Below are 25585 nucleotides of genomic sequence, written 5' to 3' on the forward strand. Positions count from 1 at the left end.
AGTGAGATTTAATATAACCATTTATTCAGTCTCATATCCTAAATCTCTCATCTAACTATAAATTGTTCACTTTATGGTAAATACTCACCTGGTTACCGAATATTTTGGTGAAGCCTTTAACATCTTCGCCACTCCAGGTATTGTTCATTTCGCCATAGCTGCCAAATTTGGCGCTCATCAAATCATGATCAGATTCAATGCCTGTAACCAAAAACTGGTAAGGACGAAGGCTGACAAATACTTTTCCGGTAACAAACTGTTGGGTGCTTTGTAAAAATGCCTCAATATCGCGCATGGTTGGATCAAGCAGCTGACCTTCATGCAGCCAGTTTCCGTAGAACATGGCTAATTGATCTTTCCAGTACAACTGCCATTTGGTAAGTACATGCTTTTCTAAAGTATGGTGAGCTTTAATGATGATAAGCGGAGCTGGTGCTTCAAAGCCAACACGGCCTTTAATGCCTATAATGGTATCACCAATATGAATATCGCGCCCAATTCCGAATGGTGCAGCAATAGCAGTTAATGCTAAAATTGCATCAGCCGATTTTTCATATTTTTTATCATTGATGCCTTTCAATTCACCAGCTTCAAAATGCAAAGTGATATCTTCAGGCGTTGATTTGGTTACCTGAGTAGGCCAGGCGCTTTCCGGTAAAAAACCATTGGAGGTTAATGTTTCAGCACCACCAACTGATGTTCCCCAAATGCCTTTATTAATAGAGTATTTAGCTTTTTCGGCACTATAAACAACACCATATTGAGCCAAGAATTCGATCTCAGCCTCGCGTGAAAGTTTGTTGTCGCGAATAGGAGTAATGATTTCTACCTCAGGAGTTAAGATTTGAAAAACCATGTCAAAACGTACCTGATCATTGCCGGCGCCAGTAGAACCATGGGCAATGGCTTCGGCCCCAATTTCTTTGGCATACTTTGCAATTGCCATAGCTTGTGCAATACGCTCTGCGCTTACCGAAAGTGGGTATGTGTTATTTTTAAGGATATTTCCGAAGATAAGGTACTTAATGCAGCTCTCGTAATAGTTATCTATTTCGTTAATGCATCGGTAGGTTTTTGCGCCAAGGGAAAGTGCGCGTTCTTCAATCTGAACAAGTTCTTCTTTGCTAAAACCGCCTGTGTCAACAGTTACGGCATGTACCTCCATGTTTTTTACCTTTGATAGGTATACGGCGCAGTAGGAGGTATCCAATCCGCCGCTAAAAGCCAATACTACTTTTTTCATTTGGGGGTTAAGAAATATTAAAAACAGCCACTAGTGATCAGGAAGACTCTTTCCGTGTGATTGTTTTGGTTTTATATAATCAGTTAATATCATTTTACGCATTTTGCTTAAAGGCGTTTCTAGTATCTATTTAAGAAGAAAGCATTAAATAGTTTGAATGAACCTAATTTACGTTCAATTCGTTCAAACAATTTCGATTTATGAGTAACCTTTTCAAGGTGCTCTTCCTTTTCGCCTTCTTTAGGAGTCTCCGCTTTTGGAGGTTCTTTATCAGCTGGGTCATAAAGCATTGCCGTACAAAGGCAGTTTTTACGGCCTTTACTCATCAGAATATCATGATTTACGCAGCTCTTACACCCTTTCCAAAACTCCTCGTCGGTAGTTAATTCAGAATAAGTAACAGGTTCATACCCTAATTCCGAGTTGATCTTCATCACAGCTAAACCAGTAGTCAAACCAAAGATTTTGGCATCTGGATATTTTTGACGAGAAAGTTCGAATATCTTGTATTTGATAGCTTTGGCTAATCCTACCTTTCTAAATTCAGGGTTTACGATCAAGCCCGAGTTAGCCACAAATTTGCCATGGCTCCATGTTTCTATATAACAGAACCCTGCCCACGTGCCATCTTTATGCAGGGCAATTACCGATTTGCCTTCTTGCATTTTGTTGGCAACATAGTCGGGAGAGCGCTTGGCAATACCGGTTCCTCTGGCTTTGGCCGATTCGGCCATCTCCTCCACTATTTGCTCAGCGTATGGAATATGTTGCTCGGTAGCAACAATTATATCAAAATCAGAAAGTTGCACTTCTTCTTAAATGAAATGATTACAAAAATACCAACTAAATCAGTTAGAGCCCTAAAAATCAGCTTTTTATGTTTAGTTAACGTTAAATGTTCGGGAAACTTTGTGTGAGACTTGATCATCGCGTAGACGATCGGTTTTAAAATGGACGCATCAGCGTCGCGGGAAATAAGCAACTGGGGTTGGGTGAACAAAAACTACACTCATAAGCGTAGAAAAAACCACTTCTTTCGAAGCGTTTATCATATCGGTTACGTATGATAAAAAGTGTTTTTTCATCTGTTTTAATCGGTTTAATGCTTAACAAACAATCATTTCAACAATTGTTTACTATGCGTGAATATGATTATCAGTTATCTAATTAATAAACAGTTAATTAATTTGATTATGAATTTTTGCAAATATTCACATTTAAATTTAAATATCGCAAATAAAAAAAATAATAATTGCCAAAATGATAATGTTGATTTCAAAAGAACACTTGTTTGGGCTTTCCATGGGCATTAGCTATATTTATAATTAATTGAAAATGATTTTGTTACAATAGATGTATTTTCTATGAAAACGCTCTTTTTTGATACCCACAACGATCGCCAGTTCAATCGGAACTCTTGGATGATTTTGATTCTTTGTATGGCAATTTCAACAGTGATTTTATTCACTGGAGTATTCAGTGATTATCGCTGGACGATTTTATTAGCCTATTGTATCCTGCTTCCCGGATTGATTGTACGAGAATGGTATAACTACGGACACAATGGCTTTGCTTTCGCTCTTACAGTTTTGTTTCTGGTTGTCGCTTCTCTGTATGTTTTATTTGCCTGGACGGGCTTTTTAAATCATTAGTTTTTAAAATTAGCATTTACCTAATACAAGGATCTGTTGCTTTGCAGCAGATCCTTTTTTGTTTCGTAAAGTGTAAACGGGCTTGATTTGCAACAAAAATATTTCAGAAAATATGCTGAAAAACAATAACCTTTGTAATACATACAACCATGTATAGCAATGGATAGATTACAACAATTTTTCTGGTTTTGTTCAGGTGTAAATAAAGAGGTTTTGTTAAAGCATAAAACCGAGCACAATAAATATTTCAGTATTGGTGCCACTGTATTTTTTACGTCCGTTTTTGCCGCATTATCTGGTGGCTATGCATTATGGTTTGTGTTTTCAGGTAGTTCTTTAGCTGTTGGGTTTGCTTTGGTTTTTGGTATGCTTTGGGGACTGGCAATCTTTAATTTAGATCGATACATAGTTTCAAGTATCAGCAAACATGGTACATGGTTCAAACAAATTTTACAGGCATTGCCCCGGCTGATCCTGGCAATTTTAGTGGCTGTTGTTATTGCTCGCCCTCTCGAACTTAAGATTTTCGATAAAGAGATCCGTTCTAAGCTTAAGGAGAATTATTTGTTAGATCATAAGTCGAAAATTGATACCATCAATTTAAGTTTTGCAAAAAAATATACAATTGAGCTGAATAAAAAAGTAGTTGTTCAGAAAGAGGCTGATAGCTTAGATAAAGAAGTAAAACAACTTCGATATGTATTAAATCAGGAAATTTTTGGCGATCGAACCAACCAAACTTCCGGTAAATTGGGGTATGGCCCTTATGCTAAAATGAAAGAGGGTGTAATTATTGAGAAAGAAAAGCGTTTAGCATTTTTAAGGGCAGAAGGTTTAATGCTGGATAGCCTTATTGCGGCTAGAAAGGAAGCGGATGGTTTAAATCGACAAGTGATTTTGGATGATCATGCACTTGATAGTATGGCCAACGTAGCTGGATTTGCGGATCGTAACCGTGGTTTGGCACAGATTTCGGTATTGAGAAATGGAAAGGATGATGGCTCAACAGCTACGGCTGTTTTGTTTATCAGTTTGCTGTTCGTCGCATTTGAATGTTTACCTGTAATTGTTAAATTGCTAACAGCAAAAGGTCCCTATGATGAAGAAATTTTTGCTATTGAATCAGTTAAGATGAATGATCTGTTGAAAGATCGCGAGAAAATGATTAAGGTACGTAATGCTTTGCAGGAAAAGGCAATAGAATTGGAATTAAGTAAGCAACTTAAACTTACTGAAGAACGAACGGAAGCCGAAACAATAACCGAACTCTCCGAAATCGAAGATTGGAAAACACAAAAATTAGCTCATAATAAAGAAATATATACTGATCAGACTTAAAATAGATGAAGCGTAATATTCTCGTACTTATCGTTGTTTTTATAGCCAATTTAACATACGCCCAAAAGGTTGACACTGCCTATAAAAAAATCACCAATACCATTAATATCAAAGAGGATGAACTTAGACAGATCATCTCAACATTGGCCGCTGATTCAATGCTGGGGCGGGGTTTGTTTAACCATGGAGCCGAAAAGGCTGCTGATTATATCGAACGCCAGTATAAACAAATTGGCCTGGAGCCGCTTAAAATGGAAGGTGTTCAAGGCTATCGTCAGGGATTTCCATCGGTAAGGGTTAAGTCACTTACCGGAACTGTTAAGGTAGGAGACTCCGTAGTTGATAATAAAAATGTTCTTTTCATTTCTGATAAGAAAGACATTAATTGGAAAAACACAGATAAAGACACTGTTAAAGTGGAGTATGTTGGTCCGAAAGATGATATTTTAAAGAGATTGAGAGATATTGAAGCAAGCAAAAAAGATGCGATTGTATTGATTGATGAACAGCTAAAACAATTCTTTAGCGTTTATAAATCGAGATTTAAACGGGATAGATATGAAACCGATACCGTTTCACTTTCAAAAAATGCTTATGTGTTTATTCTTACTGACAAAAAAGAACTTCCCCAATTCGATATTTCTGTTAAAACAGAAATTAATCATGTGCCCTTAAGCAATTTGATCGGTATTATTCCTGGGAAAAGCAAAAAGGATCAATACGTGATTTTTTCGGCTCACTATGATAACTTGGGTGTAATTAATGCAAATAAAGGCGACTCAATAGCCAATGGAGCCGATGAAAATGCTTCAGGTGTTACCGCTGTTTTAGCGCTCGCTAAATATTTTAAGGAAAAAGGTGATAACGAGCGGACCCTTGTTTTTGTAAATTATGGAGCAGAAACAGTTAGCTCTTCAAGTTCGAAATATTTTGCCAAGCATTTTGACGCCGATAATACTGTAGCAGTAATTAATATCGATGCAATCGGAAAGGAATCAAAATTTGGTCATCGCTCGGCCTTTATTACCGGATTTGATAAAAGTGATTTAGGGAAACATTTTTCTGAAACTGGAGAAAAAATAAAATTCAAATTTAAGCCAGATCCATATAAAGAAAAGGGACTCTTCTATCAGGCATCAAATACGCCGTTAGGTCTAATGGGAGTGCCTTCACATACTTTTTCTACTGTTCAGATAGACATTGACCGTTATTTTAACTCGGTGAGAGATGATATGAATACTATCGATATAGACAATATGCTCGAAACAGTTAAAGCTATTGCTTATTCATCAGATAGTTTGGTGAAGGGCATCTTTACGCCCACCCGAATTACAAATTATAAAGACGACCCAAGTAGTCCGAAAAACATCAAGAGAGCTCAAAATGCTCAGCGATAAGGGACTTTTGAAAGATATGAAACGGGCCGGATACTAATTCCAAAGTATCCGGCCCGTTTTTGTTTATTTAAATACTGGTTAAGGCAACCATTGTTATAAAGCATCCGTAACTGTTAAAAAGCAAATCTATATTCATTGAACTTATTCATTCGATATGAAAAAGCTAACTAACATTTATAAGAGTGGAGCCGGGTTGCTTGCTTTTATACTAATTAACAGTATTTTTTTGGTGGCATGCAGTAGCAATGATGATGGTCAATCAGGCAGTAGCAACACAGTTAAATATTCTGGAACATTCACCAAGTCAAACAGCTCGGTAACTACCTCTGCTACCGGAACTGTCACCGCTACTTTAAATAAAACAACCAACGAGTTAGCCTATACTGTAAACTGGAATAATCTGACAAGTACGATTGCCGGAATGCATTTTCACGATAACGGACCTATAATCGCTGAAATCAGTGGATTTGCAACTTCTATTACCGGAACCTATTCAAATAAAGCAATGTTTACTGCAACGCAGGTAACTGATTTAGGCTCAGGGAAAATATACGTGCAAATACACACAGCAAATTATCCAGGAGGCGAGGTCATCGCTACTTTGAGCAAAACTGGAGGATCACAGAATCCACCATCTGGTTACTAATAGTGATTAAGTATGCAAAAGGAAATTATTGTTATGCTTTCCCTTGTTTTTTTGATGAGCTGTACGCGTATGGCGCCCGAAACAGATCCAGATACTGACGGTTCTGCAAACTGCACTCCATTGTTTCCTGATAAGCAAGTGACCTATAACGGATATGTAAAAAGAATAGTAGCAACTCACTGTACAATAACCTGCCATAAGGGTGGTAATAATCCGGGACCCGGGAACTTCACCACTTATGCTGGATTAAGGCCTTTTGCTAATGATATTTTTTATTTCAGGGTAGTACAGGATAATGCCGATATGCCACAAGGACGAGCTCCTCTTCCTAAAGCAGTCCGCGATTCGTTGAATATTTGGTTAAAGAACTGTATTCCGGAGAACTAAAAAGAGTAGTTAATCATGAAAAAGATTTTGTTCATAGTTAATCTGATTGCTTTCATAGGAGCAGGCGAGTGCTTGGCTCAGGGGCAACTTGTGAGCAGAAATGTATTGTTGAGTTTTTTCTCTTCTGCTCCTATTGAAGACATAAAGGCCGAAACTAAGACAGGGTACTCGATTTTAGACTTACAAACTAATAACATTTATTTTAAGGTGGATATACGATCATTCAAATTTAGAAAGGGATTAATGCAAGAGCATTTCAACGAAAATTACATGGAAAGTGACAAATATCCCTACGCTGAATTTAAAGGAAAAATTAAGGAGCCGGTTGATTTCTCTAAGGATGGAACCTACGACGTTACCGTTATTGGAGATCTCTTATTGCATAATGTAAAGCAAAACTATTCCGCTAAGGCCGTTCTAAGTATCAAAAATGGCAATATCTCCGGCTCTTCTAATTTTCCGGTTAAACTGGTGGATCATAATATCAAGATCCCAACTTTACTGATTAAAAATATTGCTGAAGTGGTGCAGGTGACGGTAAATGTAACATATGAAAACACCCTTGCAAAGAAAATGTGAACCCTAGATGAAAGCAGTATATTTACTTATTTTTAGTTGTTTGCTAACACTTAATACAATGGCTCAGCAAACTGATTCAGTAAAAACACTTGATACATTAAATACAAATTTATCAAGTGATATCCCGGTTATTGCTACATTTAAATCGGGGCTGATCATCAATGGCCAATCGAATGAAACACTTCACAAATCTGACCTCCTTGTTGATATAGCTCACCGTTTCGGAGATATAGGTGGTGCTAATGGAGGTGTTCACAATTTTTACGGTTTAGACAATTCAACCGACATCCTGATTTCGCTTAAATACGGAATTACGGACAGGTTTATGATAGGTGCTGGCAGGGCAAAAGGAGCTCCTAATGGAGTTAACACATTTCAAAAGGAGCTCTATTATTTTAGTTTAAAATACAGACTACTGCAACAAACAGAAAATGATCATATTCCGATTGCGGTTACTTTGTACGGTAATTCTGTGATATGTGGAATGGAGCCGTTGGATCTGGCTACTTCTGATGCCAATTTTCAAAAATTTGGAGAGCGTATGAGTTATACTCTTCAGGCAATAGTTGCCCGCAAGTTTAGCCGTAATTTCTCTCTTTCATTAATGCCAACATATGTACGGCGTAACTATGTATCTTACCAGGACATGAATGATTTATTTGCTTTAGGCGCAGGCGCGAGGCTGAAGTTTTCAAAAAGGATGGCAATTGTGGCCGACTATTTTCATGCATTCAGAACTCAGGAAAGCAAAGATTACTATGAAACAGCACAAGACTTTAAGTTTTATGATGCATTGGGCGTGGGTTTAGAAATAGAAACTGGGGGGCATGTGTTTAATTTAAGTTTTACCAACTCAACTGCTATATTGGATACGCAGTATGTTCCTAGCACAAGCTCTGCCTGGTCGAAAGGGCAGTTTCGCTGGGGATTTAATATTTCAAGGACTTTTACATTGTCAAAGAATAAATAAAGGCTGATATAATAAAATTGATTGAGCAACTTATAGTGACAAGTGTATTTGCATGACAGATGAACAACTAGGCCTATTAATAAAGGGTTGTGTGAATAATGATAGACAGAGCCAGAAAATGCTTTATCAGGCGTTTTATGGCTTTGCCATGAGCATTTGTTTACGTTATGCAGCGAGTAGGTATGAAGCAGCCGAAGTGGTGAACGAAGGGTTCTTTAAAGTTTTTACCAACATCGAAAAGTTTGATTCTACCCGACCATTTAAGAGTTGGTTGAGTTCGATCATGCATAATGCCTCAATTGATTTTTACAGGGCCAATATTAAAAGAACTTTATCCGATGATCTGGAGTCGGTGCCTGAAATAGAAATTAGTGCTTCTGTTGAGCAAAAACTGGCATATGACGATTTGCTTGAGATGGTTCAACAGCTTCCACCTGCATACAGAGCGGTTTTTAACCTTTACGCAATCGACGGTTATTCTCATGATGAAATCGGGAAAATGCTGCATATCTCTTCTGGTACATCAAAGTCAAATTTATTTAAAGCCAGAATGAAGCTGCAGAAAATGCTTACGAAAGTGCATAATGGCATGGATGTAAAGGATGCATTAATTATGAATATTAATCAATCAGCTGGATAGAAATAGGGGACGATGAAGGAAAAAAATAAATTAGACGGTTTGTTCAAGGATGCTTTTGACAAAGCAGGCGAACCTATTGCTTTTAGCGAGCAGGAATGGGGTCTGCTTGAGAAGCGGTTGGACAAGAAAGATCGTAAGAGAACACCTATATTCTGGATTAGCCTTGTAGGCGGTATTGCTGCCTGCCTGGCCTTGGTGTTTATTTGGTTCCAGGCACCTCAATCTGCAAAACAAGGGGAACAAAACCTTTCAAGCAAGCCTTTAACTAAGCCCACGGAGCAAGCAATCGTTAAAAGTAAAACAGACAAATCTGCTAATACAGTTTCAGAGGTAAAACCAATTGTCAGCAATAAGCCCTTACTTCCATTTAGTGAGAAAGAATCTAAAAACGATCTTTCAACTAATTATTTAACTTATACACAAGAAGGTGGTCAGCAAGCAAAAAATGATGGCTATATGCCACAGAAGGTCAACCCAATTAGTTCTATCAGCAAAGATTTAACTTCTGATACTAACAAAGCGGTTTTAACTGAACCTTTAAGAACCCAAGGTGTTGAAGGAGTTGGAATTGCAAAAGCTTCTGGTTTGAAAAAAGAAAAGTCCAATCGTCAGTTTGGTAAATTTACTTTTACGGTAAGTGCAGCCCCTTCATTTAATGGAGTGAATACCTTAAAAGATGCAAGTTTAGGTGGTGATTTTGGAGGTTTTCTTACCATGAGCTTAACCAAAAAGTTGAGTGTTAGCACTGGCGCTATTTACGCTAAAAAGGTGTATTCAACAGGCTATGAGAATTATAATCCTGTAAACCCATTGCCGTTTAGTTATACACCGACTTCAATTGATGCTGATTGTCGGGTGTTGGATATTCCATTGAATATTAATTACCGTGTTTTTGAAAAGCGCAGGGATGCGATATCCATTACCACCGGTTTATCATCCTATATCATGCTGAATGAGGATTATCACTTCAACTATAACTATTCATCTCCATCCGATCCTCAAAATTATTCAGTAAATAACCAGAATAAACATTGGTTTAATGTAGTTAATCTTCAGTTGCAATATGAACGTAAACTGTCGCCTGGAACCAGCTTAGGAATTCAGCCGTTTATGAAAATTCCAATAAATGGGGTTGGCTATTCAAGGGTTGACTTAAAATCGATCGGAGTTGCGATTAACTTTAATATTAACCTGAATACAAACGGAAAGAGCAAGGCGAAGAGCGGAAACTAAACAAGTTTCATTCGCATTACGTAGTCATTTAGTACGAATTTACCATAAGGAATATCTACTTCTTCATGAACCTTAAAGCCCAGTTTGTCATAAAACTGCTTGGCTTTATTATATCGGTTAACATTCAGTTCTAAAATCTCAGCACCTTTTGGTTTAATTTCACTAATAACCGAGTCAATTAGAAAACGACCAATTCCTTTTCCCTGGGTTAGAGGTAAAACGTAAAGCTTGTGAATTTTATAAATATTTTCATCGGTTTTGGAAAAAGAAGAAAAGCCTAAAGGAATATCATTTTCATAGACAATGATGAATGTATTGCCTTCTTGTTGTTGTTTTCGTAAGGCTTCAGGAGTATACATATTGCTATACATGTATTCTATTTGTTCATCAGAGATAATTCCTTTGTAGGTTTGTTTCCAGGTTTGGTCAGCAAGCGCAACAATAATATCAATATCTTGCGAAGTGGCAATTTTGTAGGTATAAGTCATCAGGCTAGTTTTTCAACTACAAAAATAGGCGATTTTGTTGTCGAGAATGTCACAATTCCATTGTTTTCTGTTTCAAAAACATCCTTATCGATTTGTCTGACACCTGTCATCGAATACTGATTCTCAGGGTTAAAGTTGATGATAGTCAGTTGTTCGTTAGCAGCAAACCATTTTTCAAGTTTGCTTTTTACAGGAAAGATCTTGGAATTTTTGTTTAATAGAACAATATCAATATGAGGGATACAATCTACCAATCCAGCTAATTCATTTTGCTCGGCAATAATATTTACAGATGGAAACTCGTCCTCGATCAAATATTTAACGGCTTCATTTAATGAGTTAGAGGTTAATATGATTGTTTTGGTAGACTCTTGAAACGGATCTGTTTCTGAAGAGTTAGTTGTAAAAACAGCGTCTATTTTTATCTCTTTGGAAAGGAGGTTTTCTAACTCGTTTTCAAAAACAAATACCACCGGATTCCACTCCAATAGCTGTCCTAAATACTCATCATTAAAATCAGTATATGACGAAACAATTAATGCAGGTTCCTGCTTTTCCCGAACGATATGATGTGATGACATTTATTCGAAATACTATTTTGGTTTATAGACTAAAAGGCAGTAAATCTAATTTATTATTCGGTTTCTGCCTTAAAAAAACTGCTTAAAATACAGACAAATATGGAGTGTTTTTTGTAAATTATTAAGTCATAATCTCTCTCTTTATGAAAACACCTCTACACCTTTCCCCCCTTTATTTATCTTTTTTCCTGATGTCTTCCTGCAGCCAAATGAGCCGTACAGATGCGACTTCAGAGATGTCAGTGCAAATTGTAGAGAATTTGTCATACGGCAATGATCCGGAGCAAAAAGTTGATATACTTTTGCCCTCAATGCGCAATGATCAAACCAAGGTGATGTTGTTTTTGCATGGAGGATCTTGGAAAAAGGGCGATAAATCAGATTATACACCTGCTCTTAAGGCCTTCGCCCAACGAGGGTTCGTAATTGTTAATATGAATTATCGGCTGGCCGAAAAGAATAAAAATAAGTTCCCGGTACAGATGGATGATATTACGGCGGTAATTAATATGCTGGATAAACGGTCTCATGAGTGGGGATTTGGCTTAAAGAATATTGGTATTTCGGGGCATAGTGCCGGAGCGCATCTTGCCCTTCTGTATAGTTATCATTTTAATAAAACGGGGAAAGTTAAGGCTGTTGCTGCTTTGGCTCCAGTTTCCGATCTCACAGATGCAGGTCGATTAGGAAACGCAGAATACCAAAATCCAATCGCTAACTTTTTAGGTAAAAAATTCCTTCAAGATTCTACCTTGTGGGCAGCAGCCAGTCCTTACTGGATGGTAACTGCAGGAGCTGTCCCGACCTTACTATTTCATGGAACTGAAGACAGGGTGGTCCCCATTAATCAAAGTGCCAAGCTCGAGAAGCGCCTAGAAAGCCTGAATGTTCCCTCTAAATTCATTAAGTACGATGCCGGGCATGTTTGGCTGGGAGCTGATTTAAGAGACACCCGAGACAATGTTATTAAATGGATGAATACCTACTTAAACTGAATGCTTTAGCTTAAATTTATGCGACAACAAGCATTATTTATGAAGACGCTTTCAACCCTGCTTCTTTTTCTGCTACTGGTTACATCATGTAAGCAAAATTTTAATGAACCTGAACCGGTATTAGAGGCAAAGCAGATCATGGATGTTTCTTATGGCAATGCAACCGAACAAACCTTTGATGTTTACTTGCCTAAAGGAAGAGGCTCTTCGACGAAGATTATTGTTTTTTTTCATGGTGGAGGTTGGAAAGATGAAGACAAAAGCATGTATGCACCATTGCTCACCTATTTTGTTGATAATGGATTTGCAGTAATAAATGCCAATTACCGATTGGCAAAAGATAATGCTGATAAGTTTCCGGTTCAAATGCAGGATATCGAACAGGTTATTGATCAGGTTTTGTCCGACCATAATGAATATTCAGTTTCTGATAAAATTGCCCTTGCTGGCAATAGTGCAGGCGCTCATTTGGTGTTGCTTTATGCTTACGCCTATGATACCAACGGCAGGGTAAAAGCAGTTGCCGCTCAATCGGCGCCAACTGACCTTGTTCAAGCCGCTAACTCTGGAAATACACAGGCAATAAATACAGTTACTTATTTCCTTGGAAAAACCTATGATGAAGATGCCGAGCTATGGAAGAACGCCAGTCCTTATTGGAAAGTAACTGCTAATGCGCCGCCAACTATCCTTTTTGTAGGGGAGAAGGACGATGTGGTGGTGCCGCAACAAAGTGTTTCACTTCAACAGCGACTAAATACATTACAAGTGAAAAATCAGCTGATAAGATATCCTAATGAGGGGCATGCATGGTTGGGGGCTAACCTGAATGATACCAGGAAAAAGATAGTTGACTGGCTTAATGCTAATGTAGATTGATAAAGCAAAATGGTTGAATTGTTACGGAAACTATTCAACCATTCTACAATACTACTATTAATACATCTTTTTATAAATCTCTTTATAAACTGCTTCGGGATTATCAGCAAGGTTGATTGCAGAGCAAACAGCAACACCGTGAATGCCGGTTTTTAATAATTCTTCCACGTGTTCCGGTTTAATTCCCCCGGCGGCAATTACAGGCAGGTCAATTCCTTCATTCTTCATCCTTTCAATTATAGATGAATAATCTTCAAGAGTTAAATGACCTACACTATACTTGATGGTGGTTGTTGGTTTATACGGTCCCAGGCCAACATAATCAGCTCCAGAATGATAAACAGCCTTAATCTGTTCAAATGTATGTGCCGAGCCGCCAATTACTTTGCTGTCACCCAGTATTTCACGGGCTTGCTCAACCGAAATGTCAGCCATTTCAATGTGTACACCCTGAGCGTCTTCTACGGTATTTACCACGTCCACATTTGAGCAAACGATCAGGGTTGCTCCCCAATCATCGCAAATATTTGCGATCTGTCGTGCCTCGGCAATCCATTCTTCAGTTGAATGCTTATTTTTTGTACGGTACTGAATCCATTTTGCGCCGGCTTTACAAGCCATTTCAGCCTGTTGAGCATGACTGAAATGATCCATGTCGAGCGTGAGGTAATGGAATTTTTCTATGTGTTTTTTCATTTTATTGCAATTGGCTTTTAGCTCTTAGCGTTTATTGATTTTAAAATTTGATTTAAGTATTGCTAACAGCTACTGGATACATTTACTTAGCCGCCGCCATTCCCATAGAAGACCATTCTTCTTTTGCCGGCCCATATACACCTGTAACAATCAGCCCTGCCTGTCGCATAAGTACGGTAAGCTGTCCACGGTGGTGTGCCTGATGGAGAATAAGAACGGAAAGGACTTTTCCTTTTGGCCAACTGTCGCCATACATTTCCACTTCATTTTCAAGGTCGGAGTCGAGCCATTTTGAAGCAACCTGTTCTTTGGCCTGGTCAGCAGCGTTTGAGAATGCAAGTCGTATTTCATCAGCTGATTGTGGAGCATCAACGGTATCATCAATTTCCTCCAGTTTGAGCCCGGCCCGATTTAGTATCTCCGGAATACTGGCAGCAATATGCCAAACGAGCTGGCCCAACGTACGACCTTCATCATAAACCTTTTGATTTAATGACTTATCAGTAATTTGACGAAGCAAAGTTTCAGTTACCTGGTTCTCATAACTCCATGAGTTTAAAAAATCTTCAATTGTTCTGAACATAATTTTAGACCGTTTTTTTGAGCTATGAATTTAATAAAAAGGAGGGTGTTTCAAAAAGGGCTACCAATAGTATTCAGCAGCATGAAACTCAATAACAGGGTTTCATGCTGCTGAATAATAAATCTGTTTAAAATTTCAGGTTTAAACCAGCCAAAACGTTTGTTCCGGCTTGTGGAAAGTAGAAATTCTCATTAATTCGTTCACCACCTGCAATGTAACCCCAAGTGTAGCCATTCGGCTCATATTTAGCATTCAATAAGTTGTTAACCATTACGGTAAAGCCTAAGTTTTTAATGGATTTAAACTGCAGGTTGTAATTCAGTAATAAATCACTCACAAAAAATGCATCCATCGATCGAAGGCTACTCGAGGTATTGTCGAGGTATTGTTTGCTAACATATTTACCCGATAAACCAGCTGTAAAGTTTTTAAATGGGCTAATATTAAACTGTGTGCCGGCAATAAAGTTTGGAGAGTAAGCGATGTCAGTAGTCTTGTAACTGATCTGGTCTAAATTACCCGTGTCGTAGTTAGTTACATACTCACTAAAGTTTTTTACTTTATTAGCGCTGAATGCCGCGTTTAAATTCCAGCTTAGGTATTTGGTAAGTTTAAAGTTGCCGTCAAATTCAACACCTGTACGGTAGCTCCCTGGAGTGTTTACTCTTATAGCCTCACCTACATCATTAAGCCGTCCGGTTAAAATCAACTGGTCCGTATAGCTCATGTAAAACAGATTAACTCCAAAGTTGCGTGTCGAAGTTTGGTTACGGAAACCCAGTTCTATATTATCCAGTTTTTCAGGTTTGGGACGACTTTGTGGGGTTGATTTGGTATACTCATCTCTGCCAGGTTCTTTGTTAGTATGAGCGTAAGATGCATAAGCGCTACTGTTTTCGTCTAACTGATAGGTTAAACCAATTTTCGGATTGAAGAAGTTTAGATTAGCATCCTGTTGAACATTATTCTGTTCCTGATCGAATCCTAAGAAAGAATAATTCACTCGACGATATTGTAAATCAGTGAACGCGTTTAATTTATCATCGATTCCATAAGTTACTTTGCCATAAATGTTAAAGTCTTTCTTATTGGCATCGTCGTTATAATATTTTTTATCAGGATTGCTGTTTGAGGCATATTGTGCCCAAATTACTTTTCCGTAGTGTGTCCCATCATAGTTATTATAAGCACCACCAAGGGTAAAGTTTAGTTTACTTAGAGGTTTGTACTCCAATGAAAATACGGTACCGTAGAAATCATTATTCAACCATTTCTGGCGGATAAGGTCAGAGTTAGTGATGGTTTCATCGCCAATAACTACGTTGTCAATGCCGTAGTTGGCAAGTTCTGCATTGTACTTGTACTCCTCGTAATAACCTTCGCCATGAGTATAATGCAATCCCACATTCATGGTTAGCTGATCACTTAAAACCTGGGTGTAAAATGCCTGGTAATGGTCCTGACGATAATTATCAGTTTGGTTGCTGTATGTGAAATAATTGTAAGTTCTTGGGTCAGAATCGAACAGGTTCGCTGCATCTGCCTCGGTATTGTACATAGCACCGTCATACCCTGAGTTGCGGTCGTAATGTGCTTGTAAATCCTCTTTGGTTCCAAATAGTTTTGCTTCCGGAATACCGTTCCAAGCCTGATAGGTCTTTTCTTTGCCCGAAATCACATTCACTTTAAATAAGCTTTTTTTGCCATAATAGCCTCCTGAAAGGAAGAAGGAGCGTAGATTAGATGAACCGCGATCAATAAAGCCATTTGAATTGATCATTGAGAATCGGCCATCAAATGCGAATTTGCCCATTAAACCGGTGCCCACTTTTAATGTGTTTTTGATAGTACCGAATGAACCTCCCGAGCTGTTTACCTCTGCAAATGCTTTTTCGTTTAAAGTATTGGTTTGGATATTAATACTGGCACCGAAAGCACCTACTCCATTGGTGGAAGTTCCCACTCCTCTTTGAATTTGGATGTTATCGATAGAAGAAGCCAGGTCGGGTAAGTTAACAAGGAAGGAACCTTGTGATTCAGCATCATTTATTGGGATACCATTAATCGTTAAATTGGTGCGCGAACCATCACTACCACGGATGCGAATTCCTGTATAACCAACGCCATTTCCTGCATCTGAAGATACCACTGCCGAAGGAGTTTGATTAAGAAGAAACGGTAAGTCTTGACCCAGATTTTGCTTTTCCAGATCGTTTTTGCTGATGTTTTTAAATGTAGTAGCAGAGTTTGCCGCCGCACGGGTTGATCGAACTACTACTTCGTCGGCAATTACATTGCTATGTTCAAGTTTAATTTCCAGACTTTTATCAGCCGTTAGGTCAACTATTTGCTCAATAGAAGTGTAGCCTACAAATGAAATTTGAAGGGTGTAGTTTCCTGGTTTTAACTTTTTGAAATTGAAATTTCCGCTCGAATTGGTTTGAGTGCCGATAGCAGTTCCTTTAATGCTAACATTGGCACCAGCTAAAGACTGGTTTGATTGTTTGTCAGTAACCTTTCCGCTCAATTGCAATTGTGCAAGAGCTAATAATGGCATTACCATGGCTAATACGGCCATAAGTAAAACTTTTTTCATTTTTAGAATTGTGTTTTTGTTAAACAATGCGAATGCAAAGGGTATACAACCGCTTAAATTTAACTTTACCTCCCTACGCCGGCATTATCCGGATCAGGTGCTCAACGTTAAGTTTTGAGTAACTCAGTCGTTGATGGGTATAATCTCAGCCTATATGGAGAATTTAAGTGTTAAGTTCAAAGTTTTAAGCTTTGCTCGCATGCATAGCTACTTATTACTTTCAACTTCTTACTATTAACTTCTCTTCGGCACCCCTTAAGAATTAAAGCAAAGGTATATTAAAAAATGAAAATAGGGAATAGAAAGATGTAGCCATCGATCATTCCCTATCTTGATTAAGTGTTTATTGTAAGAATTACACGTTTTCTTTCACGGCAACTAATCTTTTAAGAGCCATTATATAGCCTAAATGTAACCCTTCATGATAAAGCAAAAAGGTTGTTGCTTCCTCAATACTGTTTAATTCAGCTCCATAGCGGGTTGTCCAAGGAGTATAATTTGAAATAAGCTGATTATTGTAATCTGTTTCAAATTGATCGATGGTGCTTAAAAATAAACCCTTTATGTGCTCAAGTTCTTCCTGATTCATAACATCCTCAGGTTTAGTGCCGGGTTTATAATTTGCAAAAAGAGCTTCGTCGATAATCATTTTATTGCCCGAACGTAAATAGCAAACACCTTGTTGAGCCGCTATCAAATGAGCAAGATTCCAGGCGATGTTATTGTTAAACCCAGTTGGAACCTCGTTTAATTGTTCAATTGTTAAGTCACTGACAAGATCAAGCAAGCTTTTTCTTGTCTTTCTAAGCATTTCAAATTGTTCTTTCATGTTAGAGCTATATATTTTAAGTGTATAAGATGTTTTTAGGATAGATGTTATGAATTAAGAACAGCTTTTACGGCCTCAACTCCTTTGTCAAAACGTTCTTGCCCCAATCCGGTTATTATAGTGTACGAAGCATTTATCAATTCCAATTCCTGTTTATAGATATCAAAAAAATACTCTCGCTTTTCAGGGAAATCTCTTAATGGGTCGTTCTCCCAGGGGTTATCAATGTACATTAAAAGGTAGTGGTCATAATGTCTGTTTTTGATTTCATTCACAACAAAATCAGGAGTGGAACCAAACACTTCGTCGCACCAAACTTTAACAGTCATTACTGTTACATCACAAATCAGCAATTTGTTTGCAGTTGGGAGAAATTTTTCTTCAAGTGCTAACTGACCATAAAACATATTGATCTCATCTTCTAAAGTGCAATCGCGATCAAGACCTTCGCAGTATTCGCGGGCATACTCCGGAACCCAAACAGTATTGAAATAACTGGCGAGGTATTGTGCCATGGTTGACTTGCCCGTTGACTCGGGCCCCACAATAGCAACCTTTTTTATCGCTGATGAAGTCATTTTCGAACAAATGATTTTAGAAGTGCAAGTTTAGGCTAAATAATTTTAGATTAACTGATTTTGGAGTTTAGAAGTACGATTTAAGATTGATTAGGAAGATTTGGAATCTAAGAAGTCGTTTGTTTCAGGTTTTCAGGAGGAAATAATTTTAGAAGTACAATTTTAGCTTCTTTCTAAAATCGTACTTCTAAATTCTAAAATCTACCTTGGTTTTACCAAATATTCACCCTTAAGCTGTCGGCTCTCCACATTGGGTCTCCTTGCTTAATGCCAAACGCTTCATAAAATGCCGGAATATTAGCAAAAGGACCGTTTACTCGTAAGTTAGCAGGCGCATGTACATCGGTCATAATTTGATTAGCCAAACTCTCATCACGCTGATGGCCTAGCCAGCCTAAAGCATAACCCAGAAAATAACGTTGAGCAGGAGTCAAGCCATTAATTTTTTCACCTTTTTTGTATTGTTCGGTTTTAACAAATGCATCCCATCCCAGTAAAATGCCTCCAAGGTCAGCAATGTTTTCTCCCTGGGTAGCATCTCCATTGACGTGCATACTGTCTAACACTTTAAATTCATTAAACTGTTTTACTATCATTTTGCAACGATCTTTAAACTTGGCTTCATCTTCTTTTGTCCACCATTTTTTAAGATTTCCTTTTGCATCAAACTGACTACCCTGATCATCGAACCCATGCGTAATTTCATGGCCAATGGTCGAGGCAGCTGCATAACCATAAACTACTGCATCATCAATATCCTCATCGTTCCAACCCGGAATAAGGAAGATTCCAGCCGGCAATACAATTTCATTGTTCGATGGATTGTAATAGGCGTTATAAGTTTGAGGGGTCATGTCCCACTCGGTTCTGTCAACTGGTTTTCCCAATTTGTTTACATTATAATCATACCAAAACTCCGAACCGCGTTTCATATTGGTTACATAAGCACTTCTGTCGATTTTTAATGCTGAAAAATCTTTCCATTTATCAGGATAGCCAACTTTTTTTGTCATCGAGGCTAGTTTTTCCTGTGCCTTCTTCTTGGTTTCATTACTCATCCAGTCTAATTTCTGAATACGTTCTTTATAGGCATCTCTAATGGCTTCCACTAAATCTTCATAGCGTTTTTTGGTTTTGGCAGAGTAATATTGTTCTACATATAGTTGACCCAAAACTTCTCCCATAACTGATTCTTCTGAGGAAAGAACACGTTTCCAACGTGGTCGCTGAGCCTTTTTACCTGTAAGAACAGTTCCATAAAAACGGAAATTCTCGTCGTCGATCGACTTGTTTAAATAAGATGCGGCCGAAGTAACATAATTCCATCGCAAGTAGTTTTTCCAATCATTAACAGAAACTGTTTTTAAGCTCTGTTCCACTTGCTTTAAAAACTCAGGCTGTCCAACAATTATTGAATCTACTTTCTTGATCTTCATCTTCACTAAAAGGTCGTTCCAATTAATTGAAGGGGTAAGTTTATTTAGATCGCTGACTGACATTTTATTGTAATTGGCGTAGGGGTCACGCAAGGCTTCCAGTTTGCGTGAAGCTTTAGCCAAACCCTCTTCCAGCTTGTAAGTGCCTTCGGCAGCTGTTTTAGCTGTTGACTCATCAAGTCCCGATAACTTAAACATTTTTGGAAGGTGCTGCTGACGATAATCATCTCTGATTGATTTGGTGCGATTGTCGGCATTGAAATAATAATCACGGTCAGGCAAGCCTATTCCTCCTTGGTTAATATAGAGCGCCATTACTTCACTGTTTTTCATGTCTTGGTATACACCTAAACTAAACAGTGGTTCATTGGTCAGGGTATGCTGATAAGCAACTTCTGTTAAAACACCCTGAATGTCTTTGATGGCATTTATTCGATTTAAATCAGCCTCAATTGGCTTTATACCTTGTTTTTCAATTTCTACGGTGTCCATACCTGCCAGCCAGAAGTCGCCAATTTTTTGGGTATTGCTTCCTGCTTCTGCTGATGCTTTTGCAGCATCCTCATTGATCTTTTTCAGTTTGTCGTAAATCTCATCGTTTACCAGGTTGCCGATTCCCCATCTACTGTAGGCCGCTGGAATAGGGTTGTTTTTAATCCAATTACCATTTGCATACAGAAAAAAATCCTTGCTGGGACTAGCAGTAGAATCAATATCCGTTTTTACAATATCGATTGTTGATTTTGGTGTTTGTTTGCACGCAACTAGTGCAGAGGCAATTGTGCCCCAAAGCAATACGTGAACGGTAGCTTTTAATAGGTTCATGATCGAATTATTTCTTTAAAAATAAGAAAGAAAACTATTATGATTAAAATATAAATGTGTAACGGCTGTGTTGCATAACTTGGGTAGTTATTATCCAGAAAGGTGCAGTTTTTCCACAGTTAACTTATTGTGTATCAACTAAAAACCATGTTTTTGCTCTTAAAACCTTGTTTTTAATATTTTAACTCTTGAGGCATATTATTTGGACTCTTTATAATGTATCAACACATCAAGTATGTAAAATAAGTTTACCTGAACGTATTATTTGTAAAAACTAAAAATCAACATTATGAAAAGAATTATGCTAGGCATTGTTGCGCTGACCGGATTGTCAGCAGGCCTTTTTGCTTTTACAGCCGCTGAACTTTCAGGCATTAAAGGGAACATTGTTCCAAGTACAGGTGCTTCGTATGTTTGGGCTATTATGGGTACAGATTCGCTGAAGACAAGTGTTAATTCGGGAAGTTTTGAATTTAATAACATAAAACCCGGCAATTATAAGGTTGTGGTAGATGCTATTGAGCCTTTAAAAGATGTTCAGTTTGAAGTATCTGTTCCAGAAAATAAAGTGATAAATGTTGGTGATATTAAGCTTGCGCAATAAGGTTTGTTCCAATAAGCTTTTTAATTGAAATAATAATCCCAGCTATATTTATTCCAGGCAAGAAGAGCTGCTCCGTCCCAAATGGAGTGGCTCTTACGTTTTGTATCAGTTGATAATCAACATTTTGTTAACCTTACAAGACTTATTTCAAAAATCTCAAATTAATCCATAAATTATAGTCTGAAAATAATACCTTTGCACAATTTTTAGACTCCCATCAAGAAATGCCAAGAAACGAAAGTATTAAATCTGTCCTCATTATCGGTTCTGGTCCCATCATTATCGGCCAGGCATGCGAATTCGATTATTCAGGTTCCCAAGCAGCATTATCATTAAAAGAAGAAGGTATTGAGGTTTCGATTATCAACTCGAACCCTGCTACCATTATGACTGATAATGTTATTGGAGATCATGTTTACCTTTTGCCACTTAATTGCGAAAGCATTGAGCAAATTTTGCAAGAGCGTAAGATCGATGCAGTATTGCCAACAATGGGTGGACAAACTGCGTTGAACCTTGCTAAAGAGGCAGAAGAACGTGGAATTTGGGCTAAGTATGGTGTTAAGGTTATCGGTGTTGATGTTGCAGCGATTGAAAAAACCGAAAACCGTGAAGAGTTCCGTCAGTTAATGATTGATATTGGAGTGGGTGTTGCCCCTTCAAAAATTGCGAATTCTTTCCTTGAGGGTAAAGAGGCTGCGCAAGAGATTGGCTTTCCTTTGGTAATCCGTCCTTCGTACACGCTTGGCGGTTCCGGAGGTGGTTTCGTACATAAAAAAGAAGAGTTTGATGCCGCATTAAACCGTGGTTTGCAAGCTTCTCCAACACACGAAGTGTTAGTAGAAAAAGCGGTTATTGGTTGGAAAGAATATGAATTGGAGCTTTTGCGTGATGGAAATGACAATGTGATCATTATCTGTTCGATTGAAAACTTCGACCCAATGGGTATTCATACCGGAGATTCAATTACTGTTGCGCCTGCAATGACCTTATCAGATCGTTGTTACCAGGACATGCGTAACCAGGCTATCAAAATGATGCGTGCCATCGGAAACTTTGCCGGAGGATGTAACGTTCAGTTTTCGGTAAGTCCTGATGATGAAAAAATCATTGCTATTGAGATCAATCCACGTGTTTCTCGCTCATCGGCCCTGGCATCAAAAGCTACGGGTTACCCGATTGCAAAAATTGCTGCTAAACTGGCAATTGGCTACAATTTGGATGAGATTGAAAACCAAATTACCAAAACCACTTCTGCATACTTCGAGCCTTCACTTGATTATGTAATTGTTAAGATTCCTCGTTTTAACTTCCAGAAATTTAAAGGGGCTAATAAGCAGTTAGGCCTTCAAATGAAATCGGTTGGTGAGGTAATGGGAATTGGTCGTAGTTTTATTGAAGCGCTTCAAAAAGCTTGTCAATCGTTAGAAATCGGACGATATGGCCTTGGCGCTGACGGCAAGCAATTAAAGGATCTTGACAAAATTATGTATAGCCTTGAGCATCCAAGCTGGGACAGATTGTTCCACGTAAAAGATGCTTTAGCCTTAGGCGTACCAGTGTCTTCTGTTCAGAAAGCTACAAAGATCGATCGTTGGTTCTTAATGCAAATTCAGGATCTTGTTCACATTGAATTGGAGATCAAACGCTATACATTGGCAAATCTTCCTAAAGAGTTGCTAATGAATGCGAAGCAAAAAGGATACTCTGACCTTCAATTAGCTTATTTACTAGGTGTTGAAGAGGATGATATTTACAATAAACGTAAAGAGCTTGGAATTCGCAGGGTTTACAAAATGGTAGATACTTGTGCAGCAGAGTTCCCTGCCCAAACACCATACTATTACTCAACTTACGAGGGTGAGAATGAATCAATTCCATCTGATAAGAAAAAGATCATCGTTTTAGGTTCAGGCCCAAATCGTATCGGGCAGGGGATCGAGTTTGATTATTCATGTGTACACGGATTATTGGCTGCTAAAGAAACAGGTTTTGAAGCAATCATGGTTAACTGTAACCCTGAAACCGTTTCTACCGACTTTAACATGGCTGATAAACTTTATTTCGAGCCGGTATTCTGGGAGCATGTTCGCGAAATCATTGATCTTGAAAAACCAGAAGGTGTTATTGTTCAGTTAGGTGGTCAAACAGCTTTAAAAATGGCTGAATTGCTTCACAAGAATAATATTAAGATCATCGGTACCTCATTCCCGGATATGGACGTTGCTGAAGACCGTGGTCGTTTTTCTGATTTGTTGAAAGATTTGGATATTCCTTATCCTAGATACGGTGTGGCACACTCTGCTGACGAGGCAATTAAAGTGGCCAATGAAGTTGGTTATCCTGTATTGGTTCGTCCTAGTTACGTATTAGGTGGACAAGGAATGGAAATCGTTATCAATGATGAAGAGTTAGAGCGTGCAGTAGTTAAGTTGCTTCGTCACATGCCTGATAATAAGATCCTGATCGACCATTTCCTTGATCGTGCAGAAGAGTCGGAGTCAGATTCAATTTGTGATGGCGAAGATGTTCATATTATTGGACTAATGGAGCATATTGAACCGGCAGGTATTCACTCAGGTGACTCAAGCGCTGTACTTCCTCCTTTCAGTTTATCTCAAAATGTTCAGGATAAAATGAAAGAATACACGATTAAATTGGCTAAATCGCTAAATGTAAAAGGCTTATTAAACATTCAGTTTGCTATTAAGAATGAGAACGTTTATGTTATTGAGGCCAATCCACGTGCTTCTCGTACAGTTCCTTTCATTGCTAAAGCCTACGATGTTCCTTACATTAATATTGCTGCTAAAGTAATGCTTGGTGTAAATAAGCTGAAAGATTTTACGATCGTAGAGAAACCTAAGGGATATGCTATAAAAGAGCCAGTGTTCTCCTTTGAGAAATTCCCTGAAGTAAATAAGGAGTTAGGCCCTGAAATGAAATCAACAGGTGAAGCAATCCGATTTATTAAAGATCTGGAGGATCCGTACTTCCGCCATTTGGTAAAAGAAAAATCAATGTATTTGTCTAAATAGATCAATTTAATACATGAAAATTTTAAGCTCCCGGATAGTTTTTATCCGGGAGCTTTTATTTTGAGGATGGCCGAACAGATCATAAAACCGTCTATTGTTTTGTATTGCAGTTAAACATAAGTAAATTAGGGTATCATCTAAATTTTGAGAAAATAATAACACGCTATTTATCTAAAATTTAACATTATGAAAAAGCTCTCTACACTATTTATTTTGCTGTTAACAGTTACGTTTACTGTTAAAGCACAAACCCAAAGGGGAAACTTTCTAATTGGGGCACAACTCGCTAATATTAATGGAGTATTTCAAAGTGGAAATAGTGCATTTACTTTCGGGTTAACTCCTATGGTTGGATTTTTTATTAAAGATAATGTGGCTGTTGGACCGAATGTGAATTTTCAATATGCTCATAATGATGGCGATAATACATTTATTTGGGGTGTGGGTGCCTTTGGTCGAAAGTATTTTCATGATCCAACTATCGACTTTTCTAAACACAGCAGTTGGTTTTTTGAGGCTAATGCAGGAATTCAGGGCGTAAATACAGCCGGAAGTAATACAAATGGTTTGGGCTTAGGGTTTGGTCCGGGTTTGGCTTATTTTCTTACTCCAAACATAGGCCTCGAAGGCTTGCTCAAATATGATCTTACATTAGGTTTCGGAAGTTCAGTTACAACTAATCAAGTCAGTTTAAATTTAGGATTCCAGATTTATTTGCATAAGGACAAAGCCAAAAACATTATTGAACAAGAAAAAAGCGGTCAATAAAAGCTTTTGATACACATTATTGAAAGGAGTTGTTTTAACCGACAACTCCTTTCTTAAGTTTAAATGAGGTGTGAGCACGCCAATGCTTGCCATCGTGCTTAAGCAAGTGAAATTCACTTACATCAAAGGTTCGCACATAGTTCAAATTTTCAAATTCTAACCAAGCCATCTTTCTGGCTTCCAGCGAAAGGTCTCTATATGCAATGGTTAAATGAGGTGTATACCTTGCAGAAGGTTCAAGATGAAGTATACTCATCGACTGATTGTTTAGAAACGTAACTAATCGTTCGTAGAATTGATGAAGATTGGAAGTGTCGGTAAGTTTTACGTACACTACATCACTTTTCTTCCCGGTAAAAAAACCAAACCCCTCAAGATTAATCTTGAACGAGAACTCATGTTTTGTAAAATGACGGAGCTCACTTATAAGCGTATTGATAAATGACTCTTTGAGTACGAAAGGTGGTTTTAATGTAATATGGGGTAATACTTTTAATCCGTATGTTGCGTTATATTTTGTTGCAAACAATTCTTTCCATGCAATAATCTCATTGGATATAAGTTCATTAGGAAGTATCGCCAGCAGGTATAAGCCCATGTTTAG

At 38.0% G+C, this 25585-nt stretch carries 26 protein-coding genes; 14 read left to right on the plus strand and 12 right to left on the minus strand.

Translation table 11 applies throughout. From position 1 onward, the window contains the following. Positions 1-55: 55 nt before the first annotated feature. The 3 genes from NF867_RS10790 to NF867_RS18330 all read right to left on the minus strand — a co-directional run bounded on the left by NF867_RS10790 (position 56) and on the right by NF867_RS18330 (position 2328). Positions 56-1243 carry an argininosuccinate synthase gene (locus NF867_RS10790; protein ID WP_252587929.1) on the minus strand — a complete coding sequence of 396 codons (1188 nt, stop codon included), beginning with the start codon at positions 1241-1243 and terminating at the stop codon, positions 56-58. A gap of 119 nt (positions 1244-1362) precedes the next feature. Next, the gene (locus NF867_RS10795; protein WP_252587930.1) at positions 1363-2052 is read right to left on the minus strand and encodes a GNAT family N-acetyltransferase; all 690 of its coding nucleotides are present in this window, start codon (positions 2050-2052) and stop codon (positions 1363-1365) included. A gap of 150 nt (positions 2053-2202) precedes the next feature. Beyond that, a complete protein-coding gene (locus NF867_RS18330) occupies positions 2203-2328 on the minus strand; it encodes a hypothetical protein (protein ID WP_256471391.1) in 126 nt (41 codons plus the stop codon). A 279-nt stretch (positions 2329-2607) separates the two neighbouring features. On the opposite strand from NF867_RS18330, the gene NF867_RS10800 reads away from it, so the two are divergent. From NF867_RS10800 to NF867_RS10840, 9 genes are all read left to right on the plus strand, one after another. Beyond that, complete coding sequence (locus tag NF867_RS10800) at positions 2608-2895, plus strand: hypothetical protein (RefSeq protein WP_252587932.1); 288 nt, start codon at positions 2608-2610, stop codon at positions 2893-2895. 159 nt (positions 2896-3054) lie between these two features. Beyond that, positions 3055-4233, plus strand: coding sequence for a DUF4407 domain-containing protein (locus tag NF867_RS10805; protein WP_252587933.1), 1179 nt, complete (start codon positions 3055-3057; stop codon positions 4231-4233). Positions 4234-4238: 5 nt separating this feature from the next. Next, the gene (locus NF867_RS10810; protein WP_252587935.1) at positions 4239-5630 is read left to right on the plus strand and encodes a M28 family peptidase; all 1392 of its coding nucleotides are present in this window, start codon (positions 4239-4241) and stop codon (positions 5628-5630) included. A 154-nt stretch (positions 5631-5784) separates the two neighbouring features. Next, positions 5785-6276 carry a CHRD domain-containing protein gene (locus NF867_RS10815; RefSeq protein WP_252587937.1) on the plus strand — a complete coding sequence of 164 codons (492 nt, stop codon included), beginning with the start codon at positions 5785-5787 and terminating at the stop codon, positions 6274-6276. 12 nt (positions 6277-6288) lie between these two features. Next, positions 6289-6663: a hypothetical protein gene (locus NF867_RS10820; protein ID WP_252587939.1), complete on the plus strand. Its 375-nt coding sequence runs from the start codon at positions 6289-6291 to the stop codon at positions 6661-6663. A gap of 15 nt (positions 6664-6678) precedes the next feature. Further along, positions 6679-7242 carry a YceI family protein gene (locus tag NF867_RS10825; protein WP_252587941.1) on the plus strand — a complete coding sequence of 188 codons (564 nt, stop codon included), beginning with the start codon at positions 6679-6681 and terminating at the stop codon, positions 7240-7242. Positions 7243-7300: 58 nt separating this feature from the next. Continuing rightward, positions 7301-8212: a DUF5777 family beta-barrel protein gene (locus NF867_RS10830; RefSeq protein ID WP_252587943.1), complete on the plus strand. Its 912-nt coding sequence runs from the start codon at positions 7301-7303 to the stop codon at positions 8210-8212. Between the two features lie 91 nt (positions 8213-8303). After that, positions 8304-8852: an RNA polymerase sigma factor gene (locus tag NF867_RS10835; RefSeq protein ID WP_252587945.1), complete on the plus strand. Its 549-nt coding sequence runs from the start codon at positions 8304-8306 to the stop codon at positions 8850-8852. Between the two features lie 12 nt (positions 8853-8864). Continuing rightward, a complete protein-coding gene (locus NF867_RS10840) occupies positions 8865-10085 on the plus strand; it encodes a hypothetical protein (protein ID WP_252587947.1) in 1221 nt (406 codons plus the stop codon). Here NF867_RS10840 and NF867_RS10845 read toward each other — a convergent pair. Beyond that, on the minus strand, positions 10082-10573 hold the full coding sequence (locus NF867_RS10845; RefSeq protein WP_252587953.1) for a GNAT family N-acetyltransferase: 492 nt from the start codon (positions 10571-10573) through the stop codon (positions 10082-10084). The two genes, NF867_RS10840 and NF867_RS10845, sit on opposite strands and share 4 nt — an antisense overlap. Beyond that, on the minus strand, positions 10573-11154 hold the full coding sequence (locus tag NF867_RS10850; RefSeq protein WP_252587955.1) for a hypothetical protein: 582 nt from the start codon (positions 11152-11154) through the stop codon (positions 10573-10575). The genes NF867_RS10845 and NF867_RS10850 overlap by 1 nt, the downstream gene beginning before the upstream one ends. A 143-nt stretch (positions 11155-11297) precedes the next feature. Between NF867_RS10850 and NF867_RS10855 the strand changes: the two genes are divergently transcribed. Further along, on the plus strand, positions 11298-12149 hold the full coding sequence (locus NF867_RS10855) for an alpha/beta hydrolase (RefSeq protein ID WP_252587957.1): 852 nt from the start codon (positions 11298-11300) through the stop codon (positions 12147-12149). 39 nt (positions 12150-12188) lie between these two features. Then, a complete protein-coding gene (locus NF867_RS10860; RefSeq protein ID WP_252587958.1) occupies positions 12189-13028 on the plus strand; it encodes an alpha/beta hydrolase in 840 nt (279 codons plus the stop codon). A 57-nt stretch (positions 13029-13085) separates the two neighbouring features. On the opposite strand, the gene NF867_RS10865 is transcribed toward NF867_RS10860, so the two are convergent. The 6 genes from NF867_RS10865 to NF867_RS10890 all read right to left on the minus strand — a co-directional run bounded on the left by NF867_RS10865 (position 13086) and on the right by NF867_RS10890 (position 20571). Beyond that, positions 13086-13724, minus strand: coding sequence for a thiamine phosphate synthase (locus NF867_RS10865; RefSeq protein ID WP_252587960.1), 639 nt, complete (start codon positions 13722-13724; stop codon positions 13086-13088). A gap of 82 nt (positions 13725-13806) precedes the next feature. Then, complete coding sequence (locus NF867_RS10870) at positions 13807-14307, minus strand: DinB family protein (RefSeq protein ID WP_252587962.1); 501 nt, start codon at positions 14305-14307, stop codon at positions 13807-13809. Positions 14308-14434: 127 nt separating this feature from the next. Continuing rightward, entirely contained in the window at positions 14435-16903 is a 2469-nt protein-coding gene (locus NF867_RS10875; protein ID WP_252587963.1) for a TonB-dependent receptor, read from the minus strand. 355 nt (positions 16904-17258) lie between these two features. After that, positions 17259-17732, minus strand: coding sequence for a DinB family protein (locus tag NF867_RS10880; protein ID WP_252587965.1), 474 nt, complete (start codon positions 17730-17732; stop codon positions 17259-17261). Positions 17733-17779: 47 nt separating this feature from the next. After that, positions 17780-18310 (minus strand): AAA family ATPase, encoded by a 531-nt coding sequence (locus NF867_RS10885; RefSeq protein ID WP_252587966.1) that lies wholly within the window; start codon positions 18308-18310, stop codon positions 17780-17782. 212 nt (positions 18311-18522) lie between these two features. Then, the gene (locus NF867_RS10890; protein WP_252587968.1) at positions 18523-20571 is read right to left on the minus strand and encodes a M13 family metallopeptidase; all 2049 of its coding nucleotides are present in this window, start codon (positions 20569-20571) and stop codon (positions 18523-18525) included. Between the two features lie 289 nt (positions 20572-20860). Between NF867_RS10890 and NF867_RS10895 the strand changes: the two genes are divergently transcribed. The 3 genes from NF867_RS10895 (at position 20861) to NF867_RS10905 (ending at position 24981) form a co-directional block, all read left to right on the plus strand. After that, entirely contained in the window at positions 20861-21175 is a 315-nt protein-coding gene (locus NF867_RS10895) for a carboxypeptidase regulatory-like domain-containing protein (protein ID WP_252587970.1), read from the plus strand. 224 nt (positions 21176-21399) lie between these two features. Beyond that, a complete protein-coding gene (carB, locus tag NF867_RS10900; protein ID WP_252587976.1) occupies positions 21400-24213 on the plus strand; it encodes a carbamoyl-phosphate synthase large subunit in 2814 nt (937 codons plus the stop codon). Between the two features lie 186 nt (positions 24214-24399). Then, the gene (locus NF867_RS10905; RefSeq protein ID WP_252587978.1) at positions 24400-24981 is read left to right on the plus strand and encodes a porin family protein; all 582 of its coding nucleotides are present in this window, start codon (positions 24400-24402) and stop codon (positions 24979-24981) included. Positions 24982-25015: 34 nt separating this feature from the next. On the opposite strand, the gene NF867_RS10910 is transcribed toward NF867_RS10905, so the two are convergent. Continuing rightward, a complete protein-coding gene (locus tag NF867_RS10910; RefSeq protein WP_252587985.1) occupies positions 25016-25579 on the minus strand; it encodes a 2'-5' RNA ligase family protein in 564 nt (187 codons plus the stop codon). Positions 25580-25585 lie beyond the last annotated feature (6 nt).

It is taken from the genome of Solitalea agri (assembly GCF_023914155.1).
GTDB classification, from domain to species: domain Bacteria; phylum Bacteroidota; class Bacteroidia; order Sphingobacteriales; family Sphingobacteriaceae; genus Solitalea; species Solitalea agri.